The following is an 18,270-nucleotide window of genomic DNA, read 5'->3' on the forward strand; positions in this document are numbered from 1 at the left end:
GCCCGACTCGCCTGCACGATTCTCGTCTACACTTAGGCACGCGCAAGCGCGGCGGCAAACCCGCCGTCACGCACGCAGCGCCCGATGCATGCCCGACCCTGATGCAAACATCATCTGCCGGAACATCGCTATGCATGCCTTAACAGAATTCGCCCGCGTCACCCGCCCGGCCGCTGCCGCGTCGCGGGGCGCCGCCTCGACTGCGTCATCACGTCGCCGCGCATCCGTCCCGCCCCCGGCGCGGCGATCCGGCCTGTCGCCGTTACCCGCTTTCCCCGCTTTCACGACCTGATGCACGGCGCCGCGCGTGGCACCGACACGTGCGTCCGTGCGTCGATCGCACCCGCCGGCACGCTGCACGCCGCGCGGCCATCCCGACCCGCACGCCCGCAACGAACGGCCGTGCGTTCACGATCCAAACCCATCGAGGAGGCATCACCATGAGCATGCGGCCTGACCCGACGTTTCACGCTTCTCCCGAGCTTGCGATGCAGGCGCCGGCGGAAGAATTCGCCTATACGTTGTTGCTGAGCCCCGATTTTTCCAGACCCGACGCGCTCGCCGTGATCGACGTGAAGCCCGGTTCGCCGACCTACGGGAAAATCGTGCACACGGTGACGATGCCGAACACCGGCGACGAGTTTCACCACTTCGGCTGGAATGCGTGCTCGTCGTCGCTGTCGCCGCTGACCGGCCATGCGTTCCTCGAGCGCCGCTTCCTGATCATCCCCGGCCTGCGCTCGTCGCGCATCTACGTGATCGACACGAAACCGCACCCGACGCAAGCGCGCATCCACAAGATCATCGAGCCCGACGAGATCTTCGCGAAGACCGGCTATTCGCGCCCGCACACCGTGCACTGCGGCCCCGAAGGCATCTACGTGAGCACGCTCGGCGGCGCAGGCAAGGACGGCACCGACGGCGCGCCCGGCATCTTCATCATGGATTGCGAGACGTTCGACGTACTCGGCCGCTGGGAGATCGATCGCGGCTCGCAGGACAAGCACTACGACTTCTGGTGGAACCTGCCGCGCGACTACATGGTGTCGAGCGAATGGGCGCTGCCGCCGCAATTCGAGAACGGGATCGTCCCCGAGGACCTGCTCGCGAACAAGTACGGGCACCGGCTGCATTTCTGGGACCTGCGCGCGCGGCGCAACGTGCAGACGATCGATCTCGGCGCGCAGCACCAGATGGCACTCGAGGTGCGGCCCGCGCATGACCCGGCGCGCGAGTACGGGTTCGTCGGCGTGGTCGTCGATACGACGAATCTCGAAGGCTCGATCTGGACCTGGTGGCGCGAAGGCGGCCAGTTCCATGTGAAGAAGACGGCGACGATCCCAGCCGAGCCGGCCGCGGCCGACGAACTGCCGCCGCTGCTGCAAGGATTCGGTGCGGTGCCGCCGCTCGTGACCGACATCGACCTGTCGCTCGACGACCGCTTCCTGTACGTGTCGTGCTGGGGGACCGGCGAGATGCGCCAGTACGACGTGTCGGATCCGCACAATCCGGTGCTCGCGGGGTCGGTCCGTATCGGCGGCATCGCGCGCCGTGCGCCGCACACGAACGGCCGTACGTTCGCGGGCGGCCCGCAGATGGTCGAGATCAGCCGCGACGGCCGGCGCGTCTACTGGACCAATTCGCTGTATTCGACTTGGGACGACCAGTTCTATCCGGACGGCGTGCCGGGCGCGCAGGTGCTCGCGCATGCGGGGCCGGACGGCGGGCTGACGCTCGCCGACGACTACTGGGTCGAATTCCCCGACGGCTACCGCGCGCACCAGATCCGGCTCGAAGGCGGCGACTGCTCGACCGACTCGTTCTGCTATCCGTCGGTCAAGCGTTGAGCGCCGGCCTGCACGCGCAGGCCGCCCTGTGGGCGGCCGTGCTCGCGAGCGGCGTCTACCACGGGCTCAATCCCGCGATGGGCTGGCCGCTCGCGGTGTCGAACGCGCTGATGACGCGCCGCGGCACCGCGCTCGTCGCGGCGCTCGGCTATCTCGCGCTCGGCCACGCGCTCGCGGTGTTCGCGGTGATGCTGCCGTTCGGGCTGCTCGCCGCGCTGCTCGCGTGGCAGGCGGCGATCCGGATCGGCGCGAGCGCGCTCGTGATCGGCTTCGGCGCCGCGCTGCTGATCCGGCGCCGGCATCCGCGTGCGCTCGCGCGGATCCCGCCGGCGCGGCTCGGCCTGTGGTCGTTCGCGGTCGCGATCGCGCACGGCGCGGGGTTGATGCTGGTGCCGATCTACCTCGGGCTGTGCGGGCTCGACCGCGACGCCGGCCACCGTGCGGCCGCCATGCTCGTCGATGCGCATCTCGGGATGGCGCTCGTCGTCGCGGCCGTGCACGCGGTCGCGATGATCGCGGCCGGCGGCGGGCTCGCATGGCTCGTGTACCGCTATCTCGGGCTGAAGTTCGTGTCGCGGAGCTGGTTCAATCTCGACGCGGTGTGGGCATCGAGCCTGATCGTGACGGGCGCGCTGTCGCTCGGACTGGCGGCGTCGCAATAGTGCAGGGGCGACGGCCGGCGGGATGCGGCGGCGCCAGTCCGGGAGGCGGCGCCGCACGAAAACACGACGGAACGGCCACGCCGGCTACCCGCAGCCGCACATCAGGTAGTGCGCCGCAGTGTTCGCTACGCCACCCTGCCTCCGCAATGCGCCGTCCGGCCGGGCTCGACGGCCCCGATTCCGCTAAAATCGGGCCATGCGCACCCCTTCCCTATCGACCGCCTTGTCGCCTTTCGTCCGCCGTGCCCGCGCCACCCGCGTCGCGCCGCGCCTGCCCGTCCCGTTCCGGATGGCGGCCCGATGAGCCGCGCCAACCCGCCGGATTTCGACGCGACGGCCTTCCGGCAGGCACTCGGCCAGTTCGCGACGGGCGTGACGGTGATCACGACGCGCGCGCCGTCCGGCCAGCTGATCGGCATTACCGCCAGCTCGTTCAACTCGGTCTCGCTCGATCCGCCGCTCGTGCTGTGGAGCCTCGCGCACAAATCGGCGTCGACGCCCGTGTTCCGCGGCAACAGCCATTACGTGGTGAACGTGCTCGCGGCCTCGCAGCTCGACCTGTGCAAGCGCTTCTCGACCTACAAGGGCGACCGCTTCGAAGGCATCGCGCATGCGGCCGGCAACTCGGGGATGCCCGTGCTCGACGGCGCGCTCGCGTGGTTCGAATGCCACAACCGCAGCCGCTACGATGAAGGCGACCACGTGATCTTCGTCGGCGAAGTCGAACGCTGCGGCGTGCGCGCGGTATCGGACACGGCGCCGCCGCTCGTGTTCCACGGCGGCGGCTTCCACGGCCTCACACCGCTTTGATCGCTCCCGTGCGCGCCAGCCCGACCGGCGCGCCGGCTTCATCCTTCAGCGTCTGCAGCACGATGTTCGACCGGATGTCCATCACGCCCGGCGCCTTGTAGAGCCGGTTCAGCACGAAATCCGAATAGTGCTTGAGGTTGTGCGCGAGCACGCGCAGCAGATAGTGGCTCTCGCCCGTCACGACGAACGCGCCGACCACCTCCGGCCATTCGCGCAGCGCTTCCGCGAAGCGCTCGTGCCATTGATTCTCTTCGTTGCGCATCGACACCTGCACGAATGCCTCGAGCTCGAAGCCGAGCTTCTCGCGGCTCAGGCACGCGCGATAGTGCTCGATCACGCCCTGCTCCTCAAGCAGGCGCATGCGGCGCAGGCAGGCGGATGGCGAAAGCGAGATACGTTCCGCCAGGTCGAGATTGCTGATTCTGCCCTCCTCCTGCAATACCGCCAGAATCCGGCAGTCGGTGGCATCGAGCGTGATCGCGTGCATTTTTGGTCCCCGTTTTCCCTCTGAGTCGAATTATCTGCCAATCCGGCGGATTGTCCATGTTTATTTCGCAAGCACTTTCTGCGAGCGTCCACCTATCATTCGAAGGATCGACTCATCGAAACGTCATGCCATGGACACACTCTGGGACATCTCGCCGCCGGTCAGCCCCGCCACCCCCGTGTGGCCGGGCGATACGCCGGTTTCCGTCGAACGCGTGTGGCGGATGGAGGCCGGCTCGCCGGTCAACGTCGCGCGCCTGACGCTGTCGCCGCACACCGGCGCGCATTGCGACGCGCCGCTGCACTACGACGCCGACGGCGCACCGATCGGCGCCGTGCCGCTCGACACCTATCTCGGCCCGTGCCGCGTGATCCATTGCATCGGCGCGGCGCCCGTCGTGCAGCCGGCCGACATCGCGGCCGCGCTCGACGGCGTGCCGCCGCGCGTACTGCTGCGCACGTATGCGCATGCCAGCGTCGAACAGTGGGACAGCGATTTCTGCGCGGTCTCGCCCGAGACCGTCGACCTGCTCGCCGCGCATGGCGTGAAGCTGATCGGCATCGATACGCCGTCGCTCGACCCGCAGGAATCGAAGACGATGGATGCGCATCACCGCGTGCGCGCGCACCGGATGGCGATCCTCGAAGGCATCGTGCTCGACGACGTGCCGCCCGGCGACTACGAACTGATCGCACTGCCGCTGAAATTCGCGACGCTCGACGCGAGCCCCGTGCGCGCGGTGCTGCGCGCGCTGCCCGCGCGTGCTTCCTGATTACCCCGACCAACACCCCCACATCATGATCAAGACCCGTGAAGACGCGCTCGCGCTCGACCGCGACGACCCGCTTGCCCCGCTGCGCGACCAGTTCTCGCTGCCCGACGGCGTGATCTACCTCGACGGCAACTCGCTCGGCGCGCAACCGAGCGCGTCGGCCGCGCGCGCGCAGCAGGTGATCGGCGCCGAATGGGGCGAAGGCCTGATCCGCAGCTGGAATACGGCCGGCTGGTTCGCGCTGCCGCGCCGCCTCGGCGACAAGCTCGCGACGCTGATCGGCGGCGCGCCCGGCGAAACGGTCGTCACCGACACGATCTCGATCAACCTGTTCAAGCTGCTGTCGGCGATGCTGCGCCACCAGGCCGAGGGCGCGCCGGAGCGCCGCGTGATCGTGTCGGAACGCTCGAACTTTCCGACCGACCTGTATATCGCGCAGGGGCTGATCGAACAGCTCGGCGGCGGCTACGAGCTGCGCCTGATCGACGATCCGGCCGACCTGCCGGCCGCGCTCGGCGCGGACGCGGCCGTCGCGATGATCACGCACGTGAACTACCGCACCGGCTACATGCACGACATGCCGGCCGTCACGCAGCTCGTGCACGACGCGGGCGCGCTGATGCTGTGGGATCTCGCGCACTCGGCCGGCGCGGTGCCGGTCGACCTGAACGGCGCGCGCGCGGACGGCGCGGTCGGTTGCACGTACAAGTACCTGAACGGCGGCCCCGGCTCGCCCGCATTCGTGTGGGTGCCGCAGCGCCATCTCGCGCATTTCTCGCAGCCGCTGTCCGGCTGGTGGGGCCACCGCGCACCGTTCGCGATGCAACCGGCCTTCGCGCCCGATCCGGGCATCGCGCGCTTCCTGTGCGGCACGCAGCCGATCGTGTCGATGTCGATGGTCGAATGCGGGCTCGACGTGTTCCTGCAGACCGACATGCACGCGATCCGCCGCAAGTCGCTCGCGCTGACCGACGCGTTCATCGCGCTCGTCGAGGCACGCTGTGCAGGCTTGTCGCTGAAGCTCGTCACGCCGCGCGCGCATCACCAGCGCGGCTCGCAGGCGAGCTTCGAGCATCCGCACGGCTACGAAGTGATGCAGGCGCTGATCGCGCGCGGCGTGATCGGCGACTACCGCGAGCCGTACGTGCTGCGCTTCGGCTTCACGCCGCTCTATACGCGCTTCGCCGACGTGTGGGATGCCGTCGAGACGCTGCGCGACATCCTCGCCACCGGTGCGTGGAAGGCACCCGAATTCGCCGAACGCGGCGCGGTGACCTGACCGGATTTGCGCGGCGCGCCGCCGTTGCATGCGGATCGCGCGCCACGCGTTCGTCATTCAAATCTGGAGAAAGTCGTGAATTCTGGTCATATGCAGCCACCCGGCGACGACGCGCCGGCGGGCTGCCCGTTCTCGGGCGCACGCGCCGCGCAACCGGCGCAAGCCGCGCACGAAGCGCCGCACGTGCCCGGCGAAGCCGACACACAAGCCGGCTGGCACAACGCGCAGCTCGATTTCTCGAAGTCGATGAGCTATGGCGACTACCTGTCGCTGAATTCGATCCTCGACGCGCAGCATCCGCTGTCGCCCGATCACAACGAGATGCTGTTCATCATCCAGCATCAGACGAGCGAGCTGTGGATGAAGCTCGCGCTGTTCGAACTGCGCGGCGCGCTCGACGCGGTGCGCACCGACGCGCTGCCGCCCGCGTTCAAGATGCTCGCGCGCGTGTCGCGCATCCTCGAGCAGCTGGTGCAGGCGTGGAACGTGCTGTCGACGATGACGCCATCCGAATACTCGGCAATGCGGCCGTATCTCGGCCAGTCGTCGGGCTTCCAGTCGTACCAGTATCGCCAGCTCGAATTCCTGCTGGGCAACAAGAACGCCCAGATGCTGCAGCCGCATGCGCACCGGCCCGACATCCTGGAACAGGTGCGCGCGACGCTCGAAGCGCCGTCGTTCTACGACGAAGTCGTGCGCCTGCTCGCGCGGCGCGGGTTCCCGATCGCGCCGGAGCGGCTCGATCGCGACTGGACGCAGCCGACACGGCACGACGAGACGGTCGAAGCCGCGTGGCTCGAGGTGTATCGCCACCCGCAGCAGCACTGGGAGCTGTACGAGATGGCCGAGGAACTCGTCGATCTCGAGGACGCGTTCCGTCAGTGGCGCTTCCGCCACGTGACGACCGTCGAGCGCATCATCGGCTTCAAGCAGGGCACCGGCGGCACGAGCGGCGCGCCGTACCTGCGCAAGATGCTCGACGTCGTGCTGTTCCCCGAGCTCTGGCACGTGCGCACCACGCTGTAACGCACGTCACGCGCCCGCCGTCACGACGACGTGCGGGCCAGCTCCTCCCCTTCGCGCGGCGCCGACGGCACGCGCGACAGCCTCGGAATGTGCCGCCGCACACCGCGAGCAGCGCGACGGCCAACATCGTCAGCTACGCACCCGCAGTATCCGTCGCGAGCAGACGCAGCATCCGTACGCAAGCACGAGCGGCAGCGCGCACGCCGCAGCGCACCATCGAAATACCGTTTCCCCGCCTTGACTTTCGCTCGCCCGAATACGATCATTCGCTCACACAAAGAGCAAATGATCGTATTTGACTGGAAAGACAGGCACGAACAGGAGACACCGGATGAGCGAATCGCCCTCCGCCCGCGCGCCCGTGCTGCTGCACATCGGCGCCGGCTCGTTTCACCGCGCGCACCAGGCGTGGTATCTGCATCGCGTGAACGCGGCCGTGCCGGCCGGCGAACGCTGGTCGCTGACCGTCGGCAACATCCGCGACGACATGCGCGCGACGATGGATGCCCTCGCCGCGCAGCACGGTGAATACACACTCGAAACCGTCACACCGCAAGGCGAGCGCGCGTACGAGACGATCCGCGCGATCACGCACGTGCTGCCGTGGTCGATCGACCTCGCCGCGCTGATCGACGCCGGCGCCGATCCGGCATGCCGGATCGTGTCGTTCACCGTCACCGAAGGCGGCTACTACCTCGACGAACACAACCGGCTCGACATCGCGAACGCCGATCTGGCGGCCGACCTGCAGGGCGCGCGCACGACGCTGTACGGCGCGCTCGCAGCGCTGCTCGCCGAACGCATGAAGCGCGGCGCGGGCCCGCTCACGCTGCAGAGCTGCGACAACCTGCGCAGCAACGGCGCGCGCTTTCGCGCCGGGATGCGCGAATTCCTCGAACGGCGCGGTGAAACCGCCCTGCTCGCGTGGTTCGACGCGAACGTCGCGACGCCGAGCGCGATGGTCGACCGCATCACGCCGCGCCCGACCGCCGACGTGCGCGAGCGCGTACTCGCGGCCACCGGCTTCGACGACGCGTGCCCGGTGATGGGCGAATCGTTTATCCAGTGGGTGATCGAGGACCGCTTCGCAGCCGGCCGGCCGCGCTGGGAGCTGGCCGGCGCCGAACTCGTCGACGACGTGCACCCGTACGAGGAAGCGAAGATCCGCATCCTCAACGCGACGCACAGCTGCATCGCGTGGGCCGGCACGCTCGCGGGCCATACGTACATCCACGAAGGCACGCACGACGCGGCGATCCGCCGCTTCGCGCACGACTACGTGACGCAGGACGTGATCCCGTGCCTCACGCCGAGCCCGCTCGATCTCGCGCGTTACCGCGACGTCGTGCTGGAGCGCTTCGGCAACCCGTACGTGCTCGACACGAACCAGCGCGTCGCGGCCGACGGCTTCTCGAAGATCCCCGGCTTCATCGCGCCGACGCTCGTGGAATCGTTCGCGCGCGGCGCGGCGCCGGTCGCCACCGCCGTGCTGCCCGCGCTGTTCCTGCGCTTTCTCGAACGCCGGGCACGCGGCCTGCTGCCGTATGCGTACCAGGACGGCGTGATGGATGAAGGCACCGCGCGGGCGATCGTCGAAGCCGACGATCCGGTCGTCGCGCTGTGCGCGAGCCGCGCGCTGTGGGGTTCGCTCGCCGGCAACGCGGCGCTGTTCGAGGCGCTGCGCGCGGGGCTCGCGCGGGTCGATGCATGGCTGGCGCAGCGCTGACGCGCATCCGGGCGAACCTGCCTTGGCACGTGCGCTGCCGCGCGGCTAAAGTAGCGATTCCCCACTGACGGAACGAACCGCTCATGTATCTCGGCATCGACCTCGGCACCTCGGAAGTGAAGGTATTGCTGCTGGCCCCCGACGGCACGGTCGTCGGCACGGCCGGCACGCCGTTCACCGTGTCGCGGCCGCATCCGCGCTGGGCCGAACAGCATCCGGACGACTGGTGGCAAGGCACGCTCGCCGCGCTCGCCACGTTGCGCGAACGGCATCGCGACGCGTTCGCGCAAGTGCGCGGCATCGGCCTGTCGGGGCAGATGCACGGCGCCGTGCTGCTCGGCCGCGACGACCGCGTGCTGCGCCCCGCGATCCTGTGGAACGACATGCGCAGCGCCGACGAATGCGCGCTGCTCACCGAACGCGCGCCCGATCTCCACGCACTGGCCGGCAATCTCGCGATGCCGGGCTTCACCGCGCCGAAACTGCTGTGGGTCGCGAAGCACGAACCCGACGTGTTCGCGGCCACCGCCTGCGTGCTGATGCCGAAGGACTACCTGCGGTTCCGGATGACCGGCGCGAAAGTGTCCGATCCGTCGGACGCGGCCGGCACGCTGTGGCTCGACGTCGCGCGCGAACTCGGGCTGTCGGAGGCCGTCGTGGTCGCGGGCGGCGGCGGCGACAACGCGACGAGCGCGCTCGGCATCGGCGCGATCCACGCGGGCGACGGCTTCGTGTCGCTCGGCACGTCGGGCGTGCTGAGCGTGGTCGGCGACCGCTTCATGCCGAACCCCGCGTCGGCCGTGCATGCGTTCTGCCACGCGATTCCCGATCGCTGGCAACTGATGAGCGTCGTGCTGTCGGCCGCGAGCTGCCTGCGCTGGGTCTGCAAGCTGACGGGCACCGACGAGCCCGCGCTGCTCACCGAAGTCGAGGCGCTCGACGCCGACGCGCTCGCCACGGCGCCGCTGTTCCTGCCCTACCTGTCGGGCGAACGCACGCCGCACAACGACCCGTACGCGCAGGGCGTGTTCTTCGGGATGACGCATGCGACCGAGCGCGCGCATCTCGGCTACGCGGTGCTCGAAGGCGTGACGCTCGGCCTCGCGGACGGCCTCGACGCGCTGCATGCGGCCGGCGTCGAAACCGACCAGCTGTCGCTGATCGGCGGCGGCGCGCGCAGCGCATTCTGGGCGCAGCTGATCGCCGACGCGCTGAACGTGCGCACGCGCCAGATCGGCGGCGGCGAAACGGGCGCGGCGCTCGGCGCGGCACGGCTCGGCTGGCTGGCCGTCGGCGGCGATCCGCACACGGTGCTGACCAAGCCGCCGGTACGTGCCGAATACGCGCCGGACGCCGCCCGCCATGCGAGGCTGCGCGAACGCCTCGACGCGTTCCGCTCGCTGTACCGTCACGTGCAGCCGCTGTACGAACCGTCACGCGCGCGGCTCGCGTAGGCGTGACTGCGGGGCAGCACGCACGACATGCGTTACAGTGGACGCCGTCGTGCGGCCTGCCGGCCGGCCCGCGGGGCGGCCCCCTGATCCAAACCGAATCGCTATCGTGTCCAAGTCCTCAGAAAAGCTCGATCTCGCCACACGTGCCGCGTGGCTCTACTACGTCGCGGGCGACACGCAGAACGAAATCGCCGAGAAGCTGCAGGTCTCGCGCCCGGTCGCGCAGCGCCTCGTCGCGTTCGCGGTCGAGAAGAACCTGATCCGCGTGCGCGTCGATCACCAGCTCGCCGACTGCCTCGATCTCGGCGCGCAGCTCTCGAAACGCTACGGCCTCGCGATGTGCGAAGTCGTGCCCGTCGATGCCGATGCGCCCGACGCGATCGACCGCAAGCTCGCGGTCGCCGGCGCGCAGGTGATGGAGCGCTACCTGAACGAAACGCGGCCGATGGTGATCGCGGTCAGCAGCGGCCGGACGCTGAAGGCCGCGGTCGCGCAGATCGCGCAGATCGACCGACCGCAGCACCGGCTCGTGTCGATGGTCGGCGCAATCGCGGCCGACGGCTCGTCGAACCGCTACGACGTCGCGCAGTACATCTCCGAGAAAACCGGCAGCAAGCATTTCCTGCTGCCCGCGCCGCTGTTTGCCGACAGCGACGCCGAACGCGCGCAGTGGTGCAACCACCGGCTGTACCGGATCGTCGAGGCGCTGTCCGGCGAAGCCGACGTCGCGTTCGTCGGGATCGGCAACATCGGCCCGCACTGCCCGCTCTACGAAGACGGCTTCATCACCGAACAGGAACGCGACGAGATGACCGCGCTCGGCGCGGTGGCCGAACTGCTCGGCGTGCCGATCGACGCGCAGGGCACGCAGATCACCGTGTCGACCAGCGCGCGCGTGACGAGCGTGGCGCTCGCGACGCCGCCCAAGCTGCCGACGATCGCGTTCGCCGGCGGCCCGAAGAAACACGACGCGGTGATCGCCGCGCTGCGCGGCGGCTGGCTGTCGGGGCTCGTCACCGACGAAGCGTGCGCGCGCGCCGCGCTCGCCGCGAAGGCGGCCTGACACCGCCGCCGGCGCAAGCCGCTCAGGCCGCGCGCGGCGCCGGGAACGCATGCCGGCGTGCGCGCCACGCGCCGATCCACGCGGCCGCCAGCAGCGCGACGAGCACCCACGGAATCGCACCCGCGCCCGTCGCGCCGAGCAGCATCCCGCCCGCGATGCCGCCACCGGCGATCGCGAGGTTCCACACCGTCACGAGCATCGACTGCGCGACGTCGGCCGATTCCCCTGCCGCGTTCGCGGTGGCCGTCTGGAACAGCGTCGGTGCGCCGCCGAACGCGAGTCCCCACAGCGCGACACCCGCGTAGACGATCGCGATCCCGGAACCCGCGCCGAGCATCAGCGCCGCGAGCGCGAACAGCGCGATACTGGCGAGCGTCAGCTGCCGTTGCGCCGCGCCGATCCATGCGCCCGTCAGCGCGATGCCGGCCAGCGACGCGACCCCGAACACGAACAGCACCACGTCGACCTGCGCGCCCATCCGCACACCCGCCAGGAACGGCGCGACATACGTGTAAAGCATGTTGTGCGCGAGCACGTACGCGAACATCACGGTCAGCACCGGCCGCACGCCGGGCAGCGTCATCACGCCGAGCACCGGCTCGCGCGCGCCGGCGGGCTGCCCTGGATAGTCGGGCACGCGCAGGCGGATCCAGCCGATCAGCGCGAGCGCGGCCAGCGTGATCAACGCGAACGCGACGCGCCAGCCGAACATTGCGCCGAGCGCGGTGCCGGCCGGAATGCCGATCGACATCGCCGCCGGTATGCCGAGCATCGCGACCGCGATCGCGCGGCCGCGCAGCGATGGGTCGACCATCCGGCTCGCATAGCCGGCCAGCAGCGCCCACAGCAGGCCGGCCGACATCCCCGCGACGAACCGCGCGGCTAGCGTGAGCGCGTAGTACGGCGACACGGCCGTCAGCGCGTTCGACACGACGAAGCCGGCCAGCGCCGCGAGCAACAGGCGGCGCCGGCGCATCGCGCGCGTCGCGGCAACGAGCGGAATCGCCGCGACGATCGAGCCGAGCGCGTAGACGGTCACCAGTTGGCCGATCAGCGCCTCGGTCACGCGCAGGTCGGCGCTCATCAGCGGGAGCAGGCCAGCCGGCAGCGCTTCGGTGAGCACCGTGATGAAGCCGGCGGTGGCAAGCGCGAGGAGGTTCGCGACGGGAAGGCGCGCACCGGCCAGCGTGGACGAATCTGTCGCACGATCGGCAGCGCGCTCGGAAACGGATACGCACTCGCTCATTGCGCACTCCGATCGTCGACGCCATACACCGCATCGCGCACGTCGGTGACGATGCGCCCGTGCATCCCTTCGTACAACGTATTGGTCAGTGCCACCACCGTCAGCCCTGCCGCCCGGTCGACGAACCACGCGTGCCCGTAGGCGCCGCCCCAGCGCCACGTGCCGACCGATTCCGGCGATTGCGCGGGCACCGGGTCATGCAGCACGGAAAAGCCGAGCCCGAAGCCGAACCCCGGCGCGTCGGGCAGATCGTGCGCGCCCGGCTGGATGCGTGACATCTCGTCGATCCAGCGCGGTGCGAGCCAGCCGTCGAGGCCCGTGCGCAGCGTATCGAGCAGCGTCAGGCAATCGTGCGCGGTGCCGACCATGCCCGCGCCGCCCGACGGCCACGCGGTCGCATCGAACGCGCGCGCCGGCTCGAAACGGATGCCGACCGTGCCGTCGAACACCGGCACGAGATCGTCGTCGGCCATCCGGCGCGGTACGTCGGGCGTGCTCACGTAGGGCGTCGCGACGCGCGCGGCGTCATGCGCGACGAATCCGGTATCGGCCATCCCGAGCGGCGTCGTGACGAGCGCGGCCACCGCCTGCGCGAGCGGCCGGCCATCGACCGCTTCGATCAGCGCCCCCGCCACGTCGGTCGCAAGCGAGTAGCCCCACGATGTGCCGGGCGCGAACCGCAGCGGCACACGCGCGATGCGCCGGACGTTCTCCGCCAGCGACAGGCCTGCGCGATCCATCCCGTCGGACACGCCGGCGCGCGCGTACGGGCCGTCGCCATCGGCTTCGAGAAAGCGGTAGCCCAGCCCGGCCGTATGCGACAGCAGATGCCGCAGCGTGATCGCGGCAGGCGTGCCGTCGGGCAGCGTCGGCTGGAACGCCGGCAGCCAGCACGCGACCGGCTCGTCGAGCCCGATGCGCCCGGCCGCGACGAGCCGCATCGCGGCGGCCGTCACGATCGGCTTCGACATCGACGCGAGCCGGAACAGCGTGTCCTCCCGCATCGGCGTACCGCGTTCGCGATCGGCGAGACCGGCCGCGCGCGCATAGCGAAGTTCGCCGTCACGGGCAACCAGCACGACCGCGCCGACCACGCGCGCATCGGCCAGCGCGCGATCGAGCGCGGCATCGAGCCGGCCGCGCAATGCGGCGTCGGGATCGGCATGCGTGACGGAGACAGGCGGGGATGACATGGCGTGACCTCGAACAATGAAGGAACGCCCATCGTAGGGAGCCGGCGCCAGAAGAAAAACCGGGTTAGAGTTCCGGACACTCCGGACATCGATGTCCGTAATCGGGGCCCAGTATGGAAAATCTTGGCGGTTTCGTCGTGTTCGTCCAGGTCGCGGAAACGCGCAGCTTCGTCGCGGCCGGCCGCGCGCTCGGGCTGTCGGCGTCGGCGATCGGCAAGCGTATCGCGCGGCTCGAGGCGCGCCTGAACGTGCGGCTCTTTCACCGCAGCACGCGCAGCATCACGCTGACGGCCGAGGGCGCGCGCTTTCTCGAACGGTGCCGGCGCGTGATCGCCGAAATCGACGCGGCCGAGCAGGAACTCACGCACAGTGCCGAAGCGCCGCGCGGGCGCCTGCGCGTGAGCCTGCCGACGATCGGCACGCTGCTGCTGCCGGTGCTCGCCGATTTCATCGCCGCGTATCCGGAGATCGAACTCGACATCGATTTCAGCGACCGGCTCGTCGACGTCGTCGATGAAGGCTTCGACGTGGTGCTGCGCACGGGCCAGCCGTCGGATTCGCGACTGTCGTCGCGACTGCTCGGCCATTTCCGCCAGCACCTCGTCGCGTCGCCCGGCTACCTCGACCGGCACGGCACGCCGCGCACGCCTGCCGATCTCGCGCGGCATCGCTGCCTGCACTACCGCTTCCCGAGCAGCGGCAGGCTCGAGATCTGGCCGCTGCGCGCGCCGCGTGCCGGCACGCCGCCGGAGGTACCCGTCTCGATGGTCAGCAACAACGCCGAGACGCGCCTGTGCTTCGCGCTGCGTGGGCTCGGCATCGCATGCCTGCCCGAGTTCTTCGTGCGAGACGCGCTCGACGACGGCAGGCTGCGCGCCGTGCTCGACGACCACGTCGCGAGCCGCACGCCGTTCTACGTGCTGTGGCCGTCGGGCCGCCATCCGATGCCCAAGCTACGCGCATTCGTCGACTACATGGCCGAGCACCTGCGGCTATAACCGGCGCGCGGCCGTCAAGCCGCCTTCGCGTGCACGCTCAGCCGGCGGAACGCCTGCCCGTTTTCGTCGAACAGGTGGCAGTGCTCGGCCTGCGCATGCACGCGCAGCGCCTCGCCGGTGCAGTACGTGTCGAGCGGCGGAATCCGCGCGATCAGCCCGTCCGGCGCGACGGCCGATTCCGCATACAGGTAGGCCGCATCGCCGAGCGATTCGACGGCCATCGTCCGTGCGGCAACACCGGCGGCGGCCGCGTCGACCAGCAGGTGCTCGGGCCGCACGCCGACGGTCACCGCGGCACCGCGCTGCAGCGCGGTCGCCTCCACCGCGACGCGCTGCGTCTCGCCGCTGTCGAAGCGCACGAGCACGCCGCCCGCATCGACCGATTCGACCGTGCCCTTCAGGAAGTTCATCTTCGGCGAGCCGATGAAGCCTGCGACGAACTGGTTCGCCGGCGCGTGATACAGCGCGTTCGGCGTGCCGACCTGCTGCACCGCGCCGCCCGACAGCACGACGATCTTGTCGGCAAGCGTCATCGCCTCGACCTGGTCGTGCGTCACGTAGATCATCGTCGTCTTCAGCTCGTCGTGCAGCCGCGCGAATTCCAGCCGCATCTTCACACGCAGCGCGGCGTCGAGGTTCGACAGCGGTTCGTCGAACAGGAACACCTTCGGCTTGCGCGTGATCGCGCGGCCGATCGCAACGCGCTGCCGCTGGCCGCCCGACAGCTGCTTCGGCTTGCGGTCGAGCAGGTGATCGATGTGCAGGATCTTCGCGGCCTGCTTCACGGCCTGGTCGATCTCGGGCTTCTTCGCGCCCGCGAGCTTGAGACCGAACGCCATGTTGTCGTACAGCGTCATGTGCGGGTACAGCGCATACGACTGGAACACCATCGCGATGCCGCGCTTCGCGCTCGGCACGTCGTTGACCTTCGCGCCGTCGATCAGCAGGTCGCCGTTCGATATATCCTCGAGGCCCGCGATCATCCGCATCAGCGTGGATTTGCCGCAGCCGCTCGGCCCGACGAACACGACGAATTCGCCGTCGGCGATGTCGAGGTTCACGTTGCGCAGCACTTCGGTGTCGTCGTAGCGCTTCGCGATATTGCGCAGGAGCACGCTTGCCATGATCTGTCTCCGTTCGTTCGTGATGCGCCGCCATGCCGGCAGCGCTTGATCGTTGCTAGTTCGGCAGCACCGCGCCCGTCGCCTGCCAGCGCGCGACGTAGCCGGGCAGCTCGTGCATGTCGTCGAATACGTGACGCGCGCCGATCCCGCGCAGCGCGTCGATCTGGGCCACGGACGCATGCCCGCCGCCGACGAAGCCGAGCACGGTCATGCCGGCCGCGGCGGCCGCGGTGATGCCGGTCACGCTGTCCTCGACCACGAGGCACTGCGCGGGCGCGACGCCGAGCTTGCGCGCGGCCGCGAGATAGACGTCGGGCGCCGGCTTCGGCCGCGCGACCGCATCCGCGCAAAACAGCCGGTCGCCGAAGAAGCGTGCGAGGCCCGTGCGCGCGAGCGCCGCCTCGACGTATGCGCGATAGCTGTTGCTCGCGCAGGCCGTCGTCAACGGGATCGCGGCCAGCGCCGCATCGATGCCGTCGACCATCGGCGCATTGACGGCCGCCGCCTCGACCGCGGCGCGGATTTCGACGACGTCGTCGTTCGACAGCGTGCGGCCCACCGCCTCGGAAGCACCGGCCAGCACGCGCTCGATGCGCAGCCCGAGCAGCGGCATCACGGCCGGCCGCGCATCGACGCCCGGCCAGCGGGCATCGAGTTCGTGCACGAGCACGTCGGCCGCCACTGCCTCGCTGTCGATCAGCACGCCGTCGCAATCGCAGATCAGGACGTTCGTCGCGCTCATTTGACCGCCCCGAACGTGAGCCCGCGCACGAGCTGCTTCTGCGACAGCCAGCCGACGATCAGGATCGGCGCGACCGCCAGCAGCGACGCCGCGGACAGCTTCGCCCAGAACAACCCTTCGGGGCTCGAGTACGACGCGATGAACACGGTCAGCGGCGCGGCGTTCGAACTCGACAGGTTGATGCTCCAGAACGCCTCGTTCCACGACAGGATCACGAGCAGCAGCGCGGTCGATGCAAGCCCCGGCAGCGCCATCGGCATCAGCAGGTAGACGATCTCCTGCCACGTCGATGCGCCGTCGATGCGCCCGGCTTCGAGGATGTCCTTCGGGATTTCGTTGAAGTACGTGAAGGTCATCCACACCGCGATCGGCAGGTTGATCAGCGTGTAGACGATCACGAGCCCCGACACCGTGTCGAGCAGCCCCGCGTTCTTCCACAGCAGGTAGATCGGCACCAGCACGCCGACCGACGGCATCATCTTCGTCGACAGCATCCACAGCAGCACCTTCTGCGTGCGGTGGTTCGGGAAGAACGCCATCGCGTACGCGGCCGGCACCGCGAACAGCAGCGAGATCACCGTGACGCCGGCCGAGATCAGCACCGAATTCCACGCGAACGCGAAGTAGTTGCTGCGCGCGAACACCTCGCGGAAGCTGTCGAGGGTCGGCATGAAGAACAGCGTCGACGCGTATGCCTGCTGCTCGGTCTTGAACGCGGTGATCGCCATCCAGAAGATCGGGAAGAACAGCAGCAGCGCGATCAGCCACGCGAGCGTGCCGGGCAGCGCGCGCCGCACGAGGTCGAATGCAGCCGGCGCGCGCCGGCCTGCGATAGTCAGATCGCTCATTTTTCGTACTCCCCCTTCAGGTTGCGCGCGAGCATCCGCACGAGGAAGAACGACACGACGTTCGCGACCACCACGGCGATGATGCCGCCCGCGGACGCGAGGCCGACGTCGAACTGCTGCAGACCGAGCGCGTAGATCAGGTAGGACAGGTTGGTCGTCGCGTCGCCGGGGCCGCCGCCGGTCGTCGTGTAGATCTCCGCGAAGATCGACAGCAGGAAGATCGTTTCCATCATCACGACCACGGCGATCGCACGCTTCAGGTGCGGCAGCGTGATGTAGAAGAACATCGCGATCGGGCCCGCGCCGTCGATGCGCGCGGCTTCCTTCTGCTCCTGGTCGAGCGACTGGATCGCGGTGAACAGGATCAGGAACGCGAACGGCAGCCACTGCCACGCGACGATGATGATCACGGCGGTGAGCGGGTAATCGGCGAACCAGTCGATCGGCGTCATCCCGAGCGCGCGCATCGCGTTCGCGACGAGCCCGTACACCGGATGCAGGATCATGTTCTTCCAGATCAGCGCGGACACCGTCGGCATCACGAAGAACGGCGCGATCGCGAGCAGGCGCGCGACGCCCTGCCCGTAGAATTTGCGGTCGAACAGCACGGCCATCAGCACGCCGCCGACCACGGTGATCGCGAGCACCGCGCCGATCAGCACGAGCGTGTGCCAGATCGCGGGCAGGAACGACGGATCGGTGGCGAGGAAGCGGTAGTTGTCGAACCCGGCGAAACCCTTCACGTCGGGGTTCAGCAGGTTGTAGCGCGAAAACGAATACCAGATCGTCATCGCGAGCGGAATCGACATCCACAGCAGCAGCACCGCGACGGATGGCGACACGAGCCAGCTCGCGCCGCCGCGCGCGCGGCGCGGCGCGCCGGGCGGCGACGACGCGTCGCCGACCGACGGCGCGTGAGCGTGACTCAGGGGAAGACGCAGGTGACGCATGATCGGAGTCCCTCCGGTTGATGCGCGGGCGCGAACGGCCTGC

General features: G+C 69.3%; 17 protein-coding genes. 10 read left to right on the forward strand and 7 right to left on the reverse strand.

What is annotated here, in order from left to right; translation table 11 throughout:
- Nucleotides 1-440 precede the first annotated feature (440 nt).
- The 3 genes from AC5LXX_RS13300 to AC5LXX_RS13310 all read left to right on the forward strand — a co-directional run bounded on the left by AC5LXX_RS13300 (nt 441) and on the right by AC5LXX_RS13310 (nt 3,319).
- Nucleotides 441-1,847: a selenium-binding protein SBP56-related protein gene (locus AC5LXX_RS13300; protein ID WP_493409738.1), complete on the forward strand. Its 1,407-nt coding sequence runs from the start codon at nt 441-443 to the stop codon at nt 1,845-1,847.
- Nucleotides 1,844-2,509 (forward strand): hypothetical protein, encoded by a 666-nt coding sequence (locus AC5LXX_RS13305; protein WP_493409739.1) that lies wholly within the window; start codon nt 1,844-1,846, stop codon nt 2,507-2,509. Before AC5LXX_RS13300 ends, AC5LXX_RS13305 begins: the two co-directional genes overlap by 4 nt.
- A gap of 300 nt (nt 2,510-2,809) precedes the next feature.
- On the forward strand, nt 2,810-3,319 hold the full coding sequence (locus tag AC5LXX_RS13310) for a flavin reductase family protein (RefSeq protein ID WP_124456395.1): 510 nt from the start codon (nt 2,810-2,812) through the stop codon (nt 3,317-3,319).
- On the opposite strand, the gene AC5LXX_RS13315 is transcribed toward AC5LXX_RS13310, so the two are convergent.
- Complete coding sequence (locus AC5LXX_RS13315; protein ID WP_006477992.1) at nt 3,306-3,806, reverse strand: Lrp/AsnC family transcriptional regulator; 501 nt, start codon at nt 3,804-3,806, stop codon at nt 3,306-3,308. The genes AC5LXX_RS13310 and AC5LXX_RS13315 overlap by 14 nt on opposite strands.
- Before the next feature lie 130 nt (nt 3,807-3,936).
- Between AC5LXX_RS13315 and kynB the strand changes: the two genes are divergently transcribed.
- From kynB to AC5LXX_RS13345, 6 genes are all read left to right on the forward strand, one after another.
- Nucleotides 3,937-4,578, forward strand: coding sequence for an arylformamidase (gene kynB / locus AC5LXX_RS13320; protein WP_493409740.1), 642 nt, complete (start codon nt 3,937-3,939; stop codon nt 4,576-4,578).
- A 25-nt stretch (nt 4,579-4,603) separates the two neighbouring features.
- Nucleotides 4,604-5,857, forward strand: coding sequence for a kynureninase (gene kynU / locus AC5LXX_RS13325; protein WP_493409741.1), 1,254 nt, complete (start codon nt 4,604-4,606; stop codon nt 5,855-5,857).
- Nucleotides 5,858-5,947: 90 nt separating this feature from the next.
- Nucleotides 5,948-6,883, forward strand: a complete 936-nt coding sequence (kynA, locus tag AC5LXX_RS13330) for a tryptophan 2,3-dioxygenase (protein WP_493411128.1) — start codon at nt 5,948-5,950, stop codon at nt 6,881-6,883.
- A 331-nt stretch (nt 6,884-7,214) separates the two neighbouring features.
- Nucleotides 7,215-8,609, forward strand: a complete 1,395-nt coding sequence (gene dalD, locus AC5LXX_RS13335; RefSeq protein ID WP_493409742.1) for a D-arabinitol 4-dehydrogenase — start codon at nt 7,215-7,217, stop codon at nt 8,607-8,609.
- A gap of 83 nt (nt 8,610-8,692) precedes the next feature.
- Nucleotides 8,693-10,063, forward strand: coding sequence for a xylulokinase (locus AC5LXX_RS13340; RefSeq protein ID WP_493409743.1), 1,371 nt, complete (start codon nt 8,693-8,695; stop codon nt 10,061-10,063).
- A gap of 49 nt (nt 10,064-10,112) precedes the next feature.
- On the forward strand, nt 10,113-11,126 hold the full coding sequence (locus AC5LXX_RS13345; protein WP_124624605.1) for a sugar-binding transcriptional regulator: 1,014 nt from the start codon (nt 10,113-10,115) through the stop codon (nt 11,124-11,126).
- Nucleotides 11,127-11,148: 22 nt separating this feature from the next.
- Here AC5LXX_RS13345 and AC5LXX_RS13350 read toward each other — a convergent pair whose 3' ends face one another.
- Both AC5LXX_RS13350 and AC5LXX_RS13355 read right to left on the reverse strand, forming a co-directional pair.
- On the reverse strand, nt 11,149-12,372 hold the full coding sequence (locus AC5LXX_RS13350; RefSeq protein ID WP_493409744.1) for an MFS transporter: 1,224 nt from the start codon (nt 12,370-12,372) through the stop codon (nt 11,149-11,151).
- Nucleotides 12,369-13,565: a serine hydrolase domain-containing protein gene (locus AC5LXX_RS13355; RefSeq protein ID WP_493409745.1), complete on the reverse strand. Its 1,197-nt coding sequence runs from the start codon at nt 13,563-13,565 to the stop codon at nt 12,369-12,371. Before AC5LXX_RS13355 ends, AC5LXX_RS13350 begins: the two co-directional genes overlap by 4 nt.
- Nucleotides 13,566-13,678: 113 nt before the next feature.
- Here AC5LXX_RS13355 and AC5LXX_RS13360 point away from each other — a divergent pair, with 113 nt between their 5' ends.
- Nucleotides 13,679-14,563, forward strand: coding sequence for a LysR family transcriptional regulator (locus AC5LXX_RS13360; protein ID WP_493409746.1), 885 nt, complete (start codon nt 13,679-13,681; stop codon nt 14,561-14,563).
- A gap of 14 nt (nt 14,564-14,577) precedes the next feature.
- Here the strand turns inward: AC5LXX_RS13360 and AC5LXX_RS13365 are convergent, their stop codons facing one another.
- Genes AC5LXX_RS13365 through AC5LXX_RS13380 form a run of 4 tightly spaced genes read right to left on the reverse strand, consistent with a single transcriptional unit; the run spans nt 14,578 to nt 18,227 of the window.
- Nucleotides 14,578-15,687 (reverse strand): ABC transporter ATP-binding protein, encoded by a 1,110-nt coding sequence (locus AC5LXX_RS13365; RefSeq protein ID WP_493409747.1) that lies wholly within the window; start codon nt 15,685-15,687, stop codon nt 14,578-14,580.
- A 55-nt stretch (nt 15,688-15,742) separates the two neighbouring features.
- Nucleotides 15,743-16,429 carry an HAD family hydrolase gene (locus AC5LXX_RS13370; RefSeq protein ID WP_493409748.1) on the reverse strand — a complete coding sequence of 229 codons (687 nt, stop codon included), beginning with the start codon at nt 16,427-16,429 and terminating at the stop codon, nt 15,743-15,745.
- Nucleotides 16,426-17,277, reverse strand: a complete 852-nt coding sequence (locus AC5LXX_RS13375; protein ID WP_493409749.1) for a carbohydrate ABC transporter permease — start codon at nt 17,275-17,277, stop codon at nt 16,426-16,428. Before AC5LXX_RS13375 ends, AC5LXX_RS13370 begins: the two co-directional genes overlap by 4 nt.
- Nucleotides 17,274-18,227, reverse strand: a complete 954-nt coding sequence (locus tag AC5LXX_RS13380) for a carbohydrate ABC transporter permease (protein ID WP_006496497.1) — start codon at nt 18,225-18,227, stop codon at nt 17,274-17,276. Before AC5LXX_RS13380 ends, AC5LXX_RS13375 begins: the two co-directional genes overlap by 4 nt.
- Nucleotides 18,228-18,270 lie beyond the last annotated feature (43 nt).

Source organism: Burkholderia torrens (assembly GCF_984668525.1).

Coding starts and splice junctions, on each gene's coding strand:
- AC5LXX_RS13340 (WP_493409743.1), top strand. CDS start 8,693: ATGTATCTCGGCATCGACCTCGGCACCTCGGAAGTGAAGGTATTGCTG.
- AC5LXX_RS13310 (WP_124456395.1), top strand. CDS start 2,810: ATGAGCCGCGCCAACCCGCCGGATTTCGACGCGACGGCCTTCCGGCAG.
- AC5LXX_RS13300 (WP_493409738.1), top strand. CDS start 441: ATGAGCATGCGGCCTGACCCGACGTTTCACGCTTCTCCCGAGCTTGCG.
- kynB (WP_493409740.1), top strand. CDS start 3,937: ATGGACACACTCTGGGACATCTCGCCGCCGGTCAGCCCCGCCACCCCC.
- dalD (WP_493409742.1), top strand. CDS start 7,215: ATGAGCGAATCGCCCTCCGCCCGCGCGCCCGTGCTGCTGCACATCGGC.
- AC5LXX_RS13370 (WP_493409748.1), bottom strand. CDS start 16,429: ATGAGCGCGACGAACGTCCTGATCTGCGATTGCGACGGCGTGCTGATC.
- AC5LXX_RS13375 (WP_493409749.1), bottom strand. CDS start 17,277: ATGAGCGATCTGACTATCGCAGGCCGGCGCGCGCCGGCTGCATTCGAC.
- AC5LXX_RS13355 (WP_493409745.1), bottom strand. CDS start 13,565: ATGTCATCCCCGCCTGTCTCCGTCACGCATGCCGATCCCGACGCCGCA.
- AC5LXX_RS13380 (WP_006496497.1), bottom strand. CDS start 18,227: ATGCGTCACCTGCGTCTTCCCCTGAGTCACGCTCACGCGCCGTCGGTC.
- kynA (WP_493411128.1), top strand. CDS start 5,948: ATGCAGCCACCCGGCGACGACGCGCCGGCGGGCTGCCCGTTCTCGGGC.
- kynU (WP_493409741.1), top strand. CDS start 4,604: ATGATCAAGACCCGTGAAGACGCGCTCGCGCTCGACCGCGACGACCCG.
- AC5LXX_RS13315 (WP_006477992.1), bottom strand. CDS start 3,806: ATGCACGCGATCACGCTCGATGCCACCGACTGCCGGATTCTGGCGGTA.
- AC5LXX_RS13360 (WP_493409746.1), top strand. CDS start 13,679: ATGGAAAATCTTGGCGGTTTCGTCGTGTTCGTCCAGGTCGCGGAAACG.
- AC5LXX_RS13350 (WP_493409744.1), bottom strand. CDS start 12,372: ATGAGCGAGTGCGTATCCGTTTCCGAGCGCGCTGCCGATCGTGCGACA.
- AC5LXX_RS13365 (WP_493409747.1), bottom strand. CDS start 15,687: ATGGCAAGCGTGCTCCTGCGCAATATCGCGAAGCGCTACGACGACACC.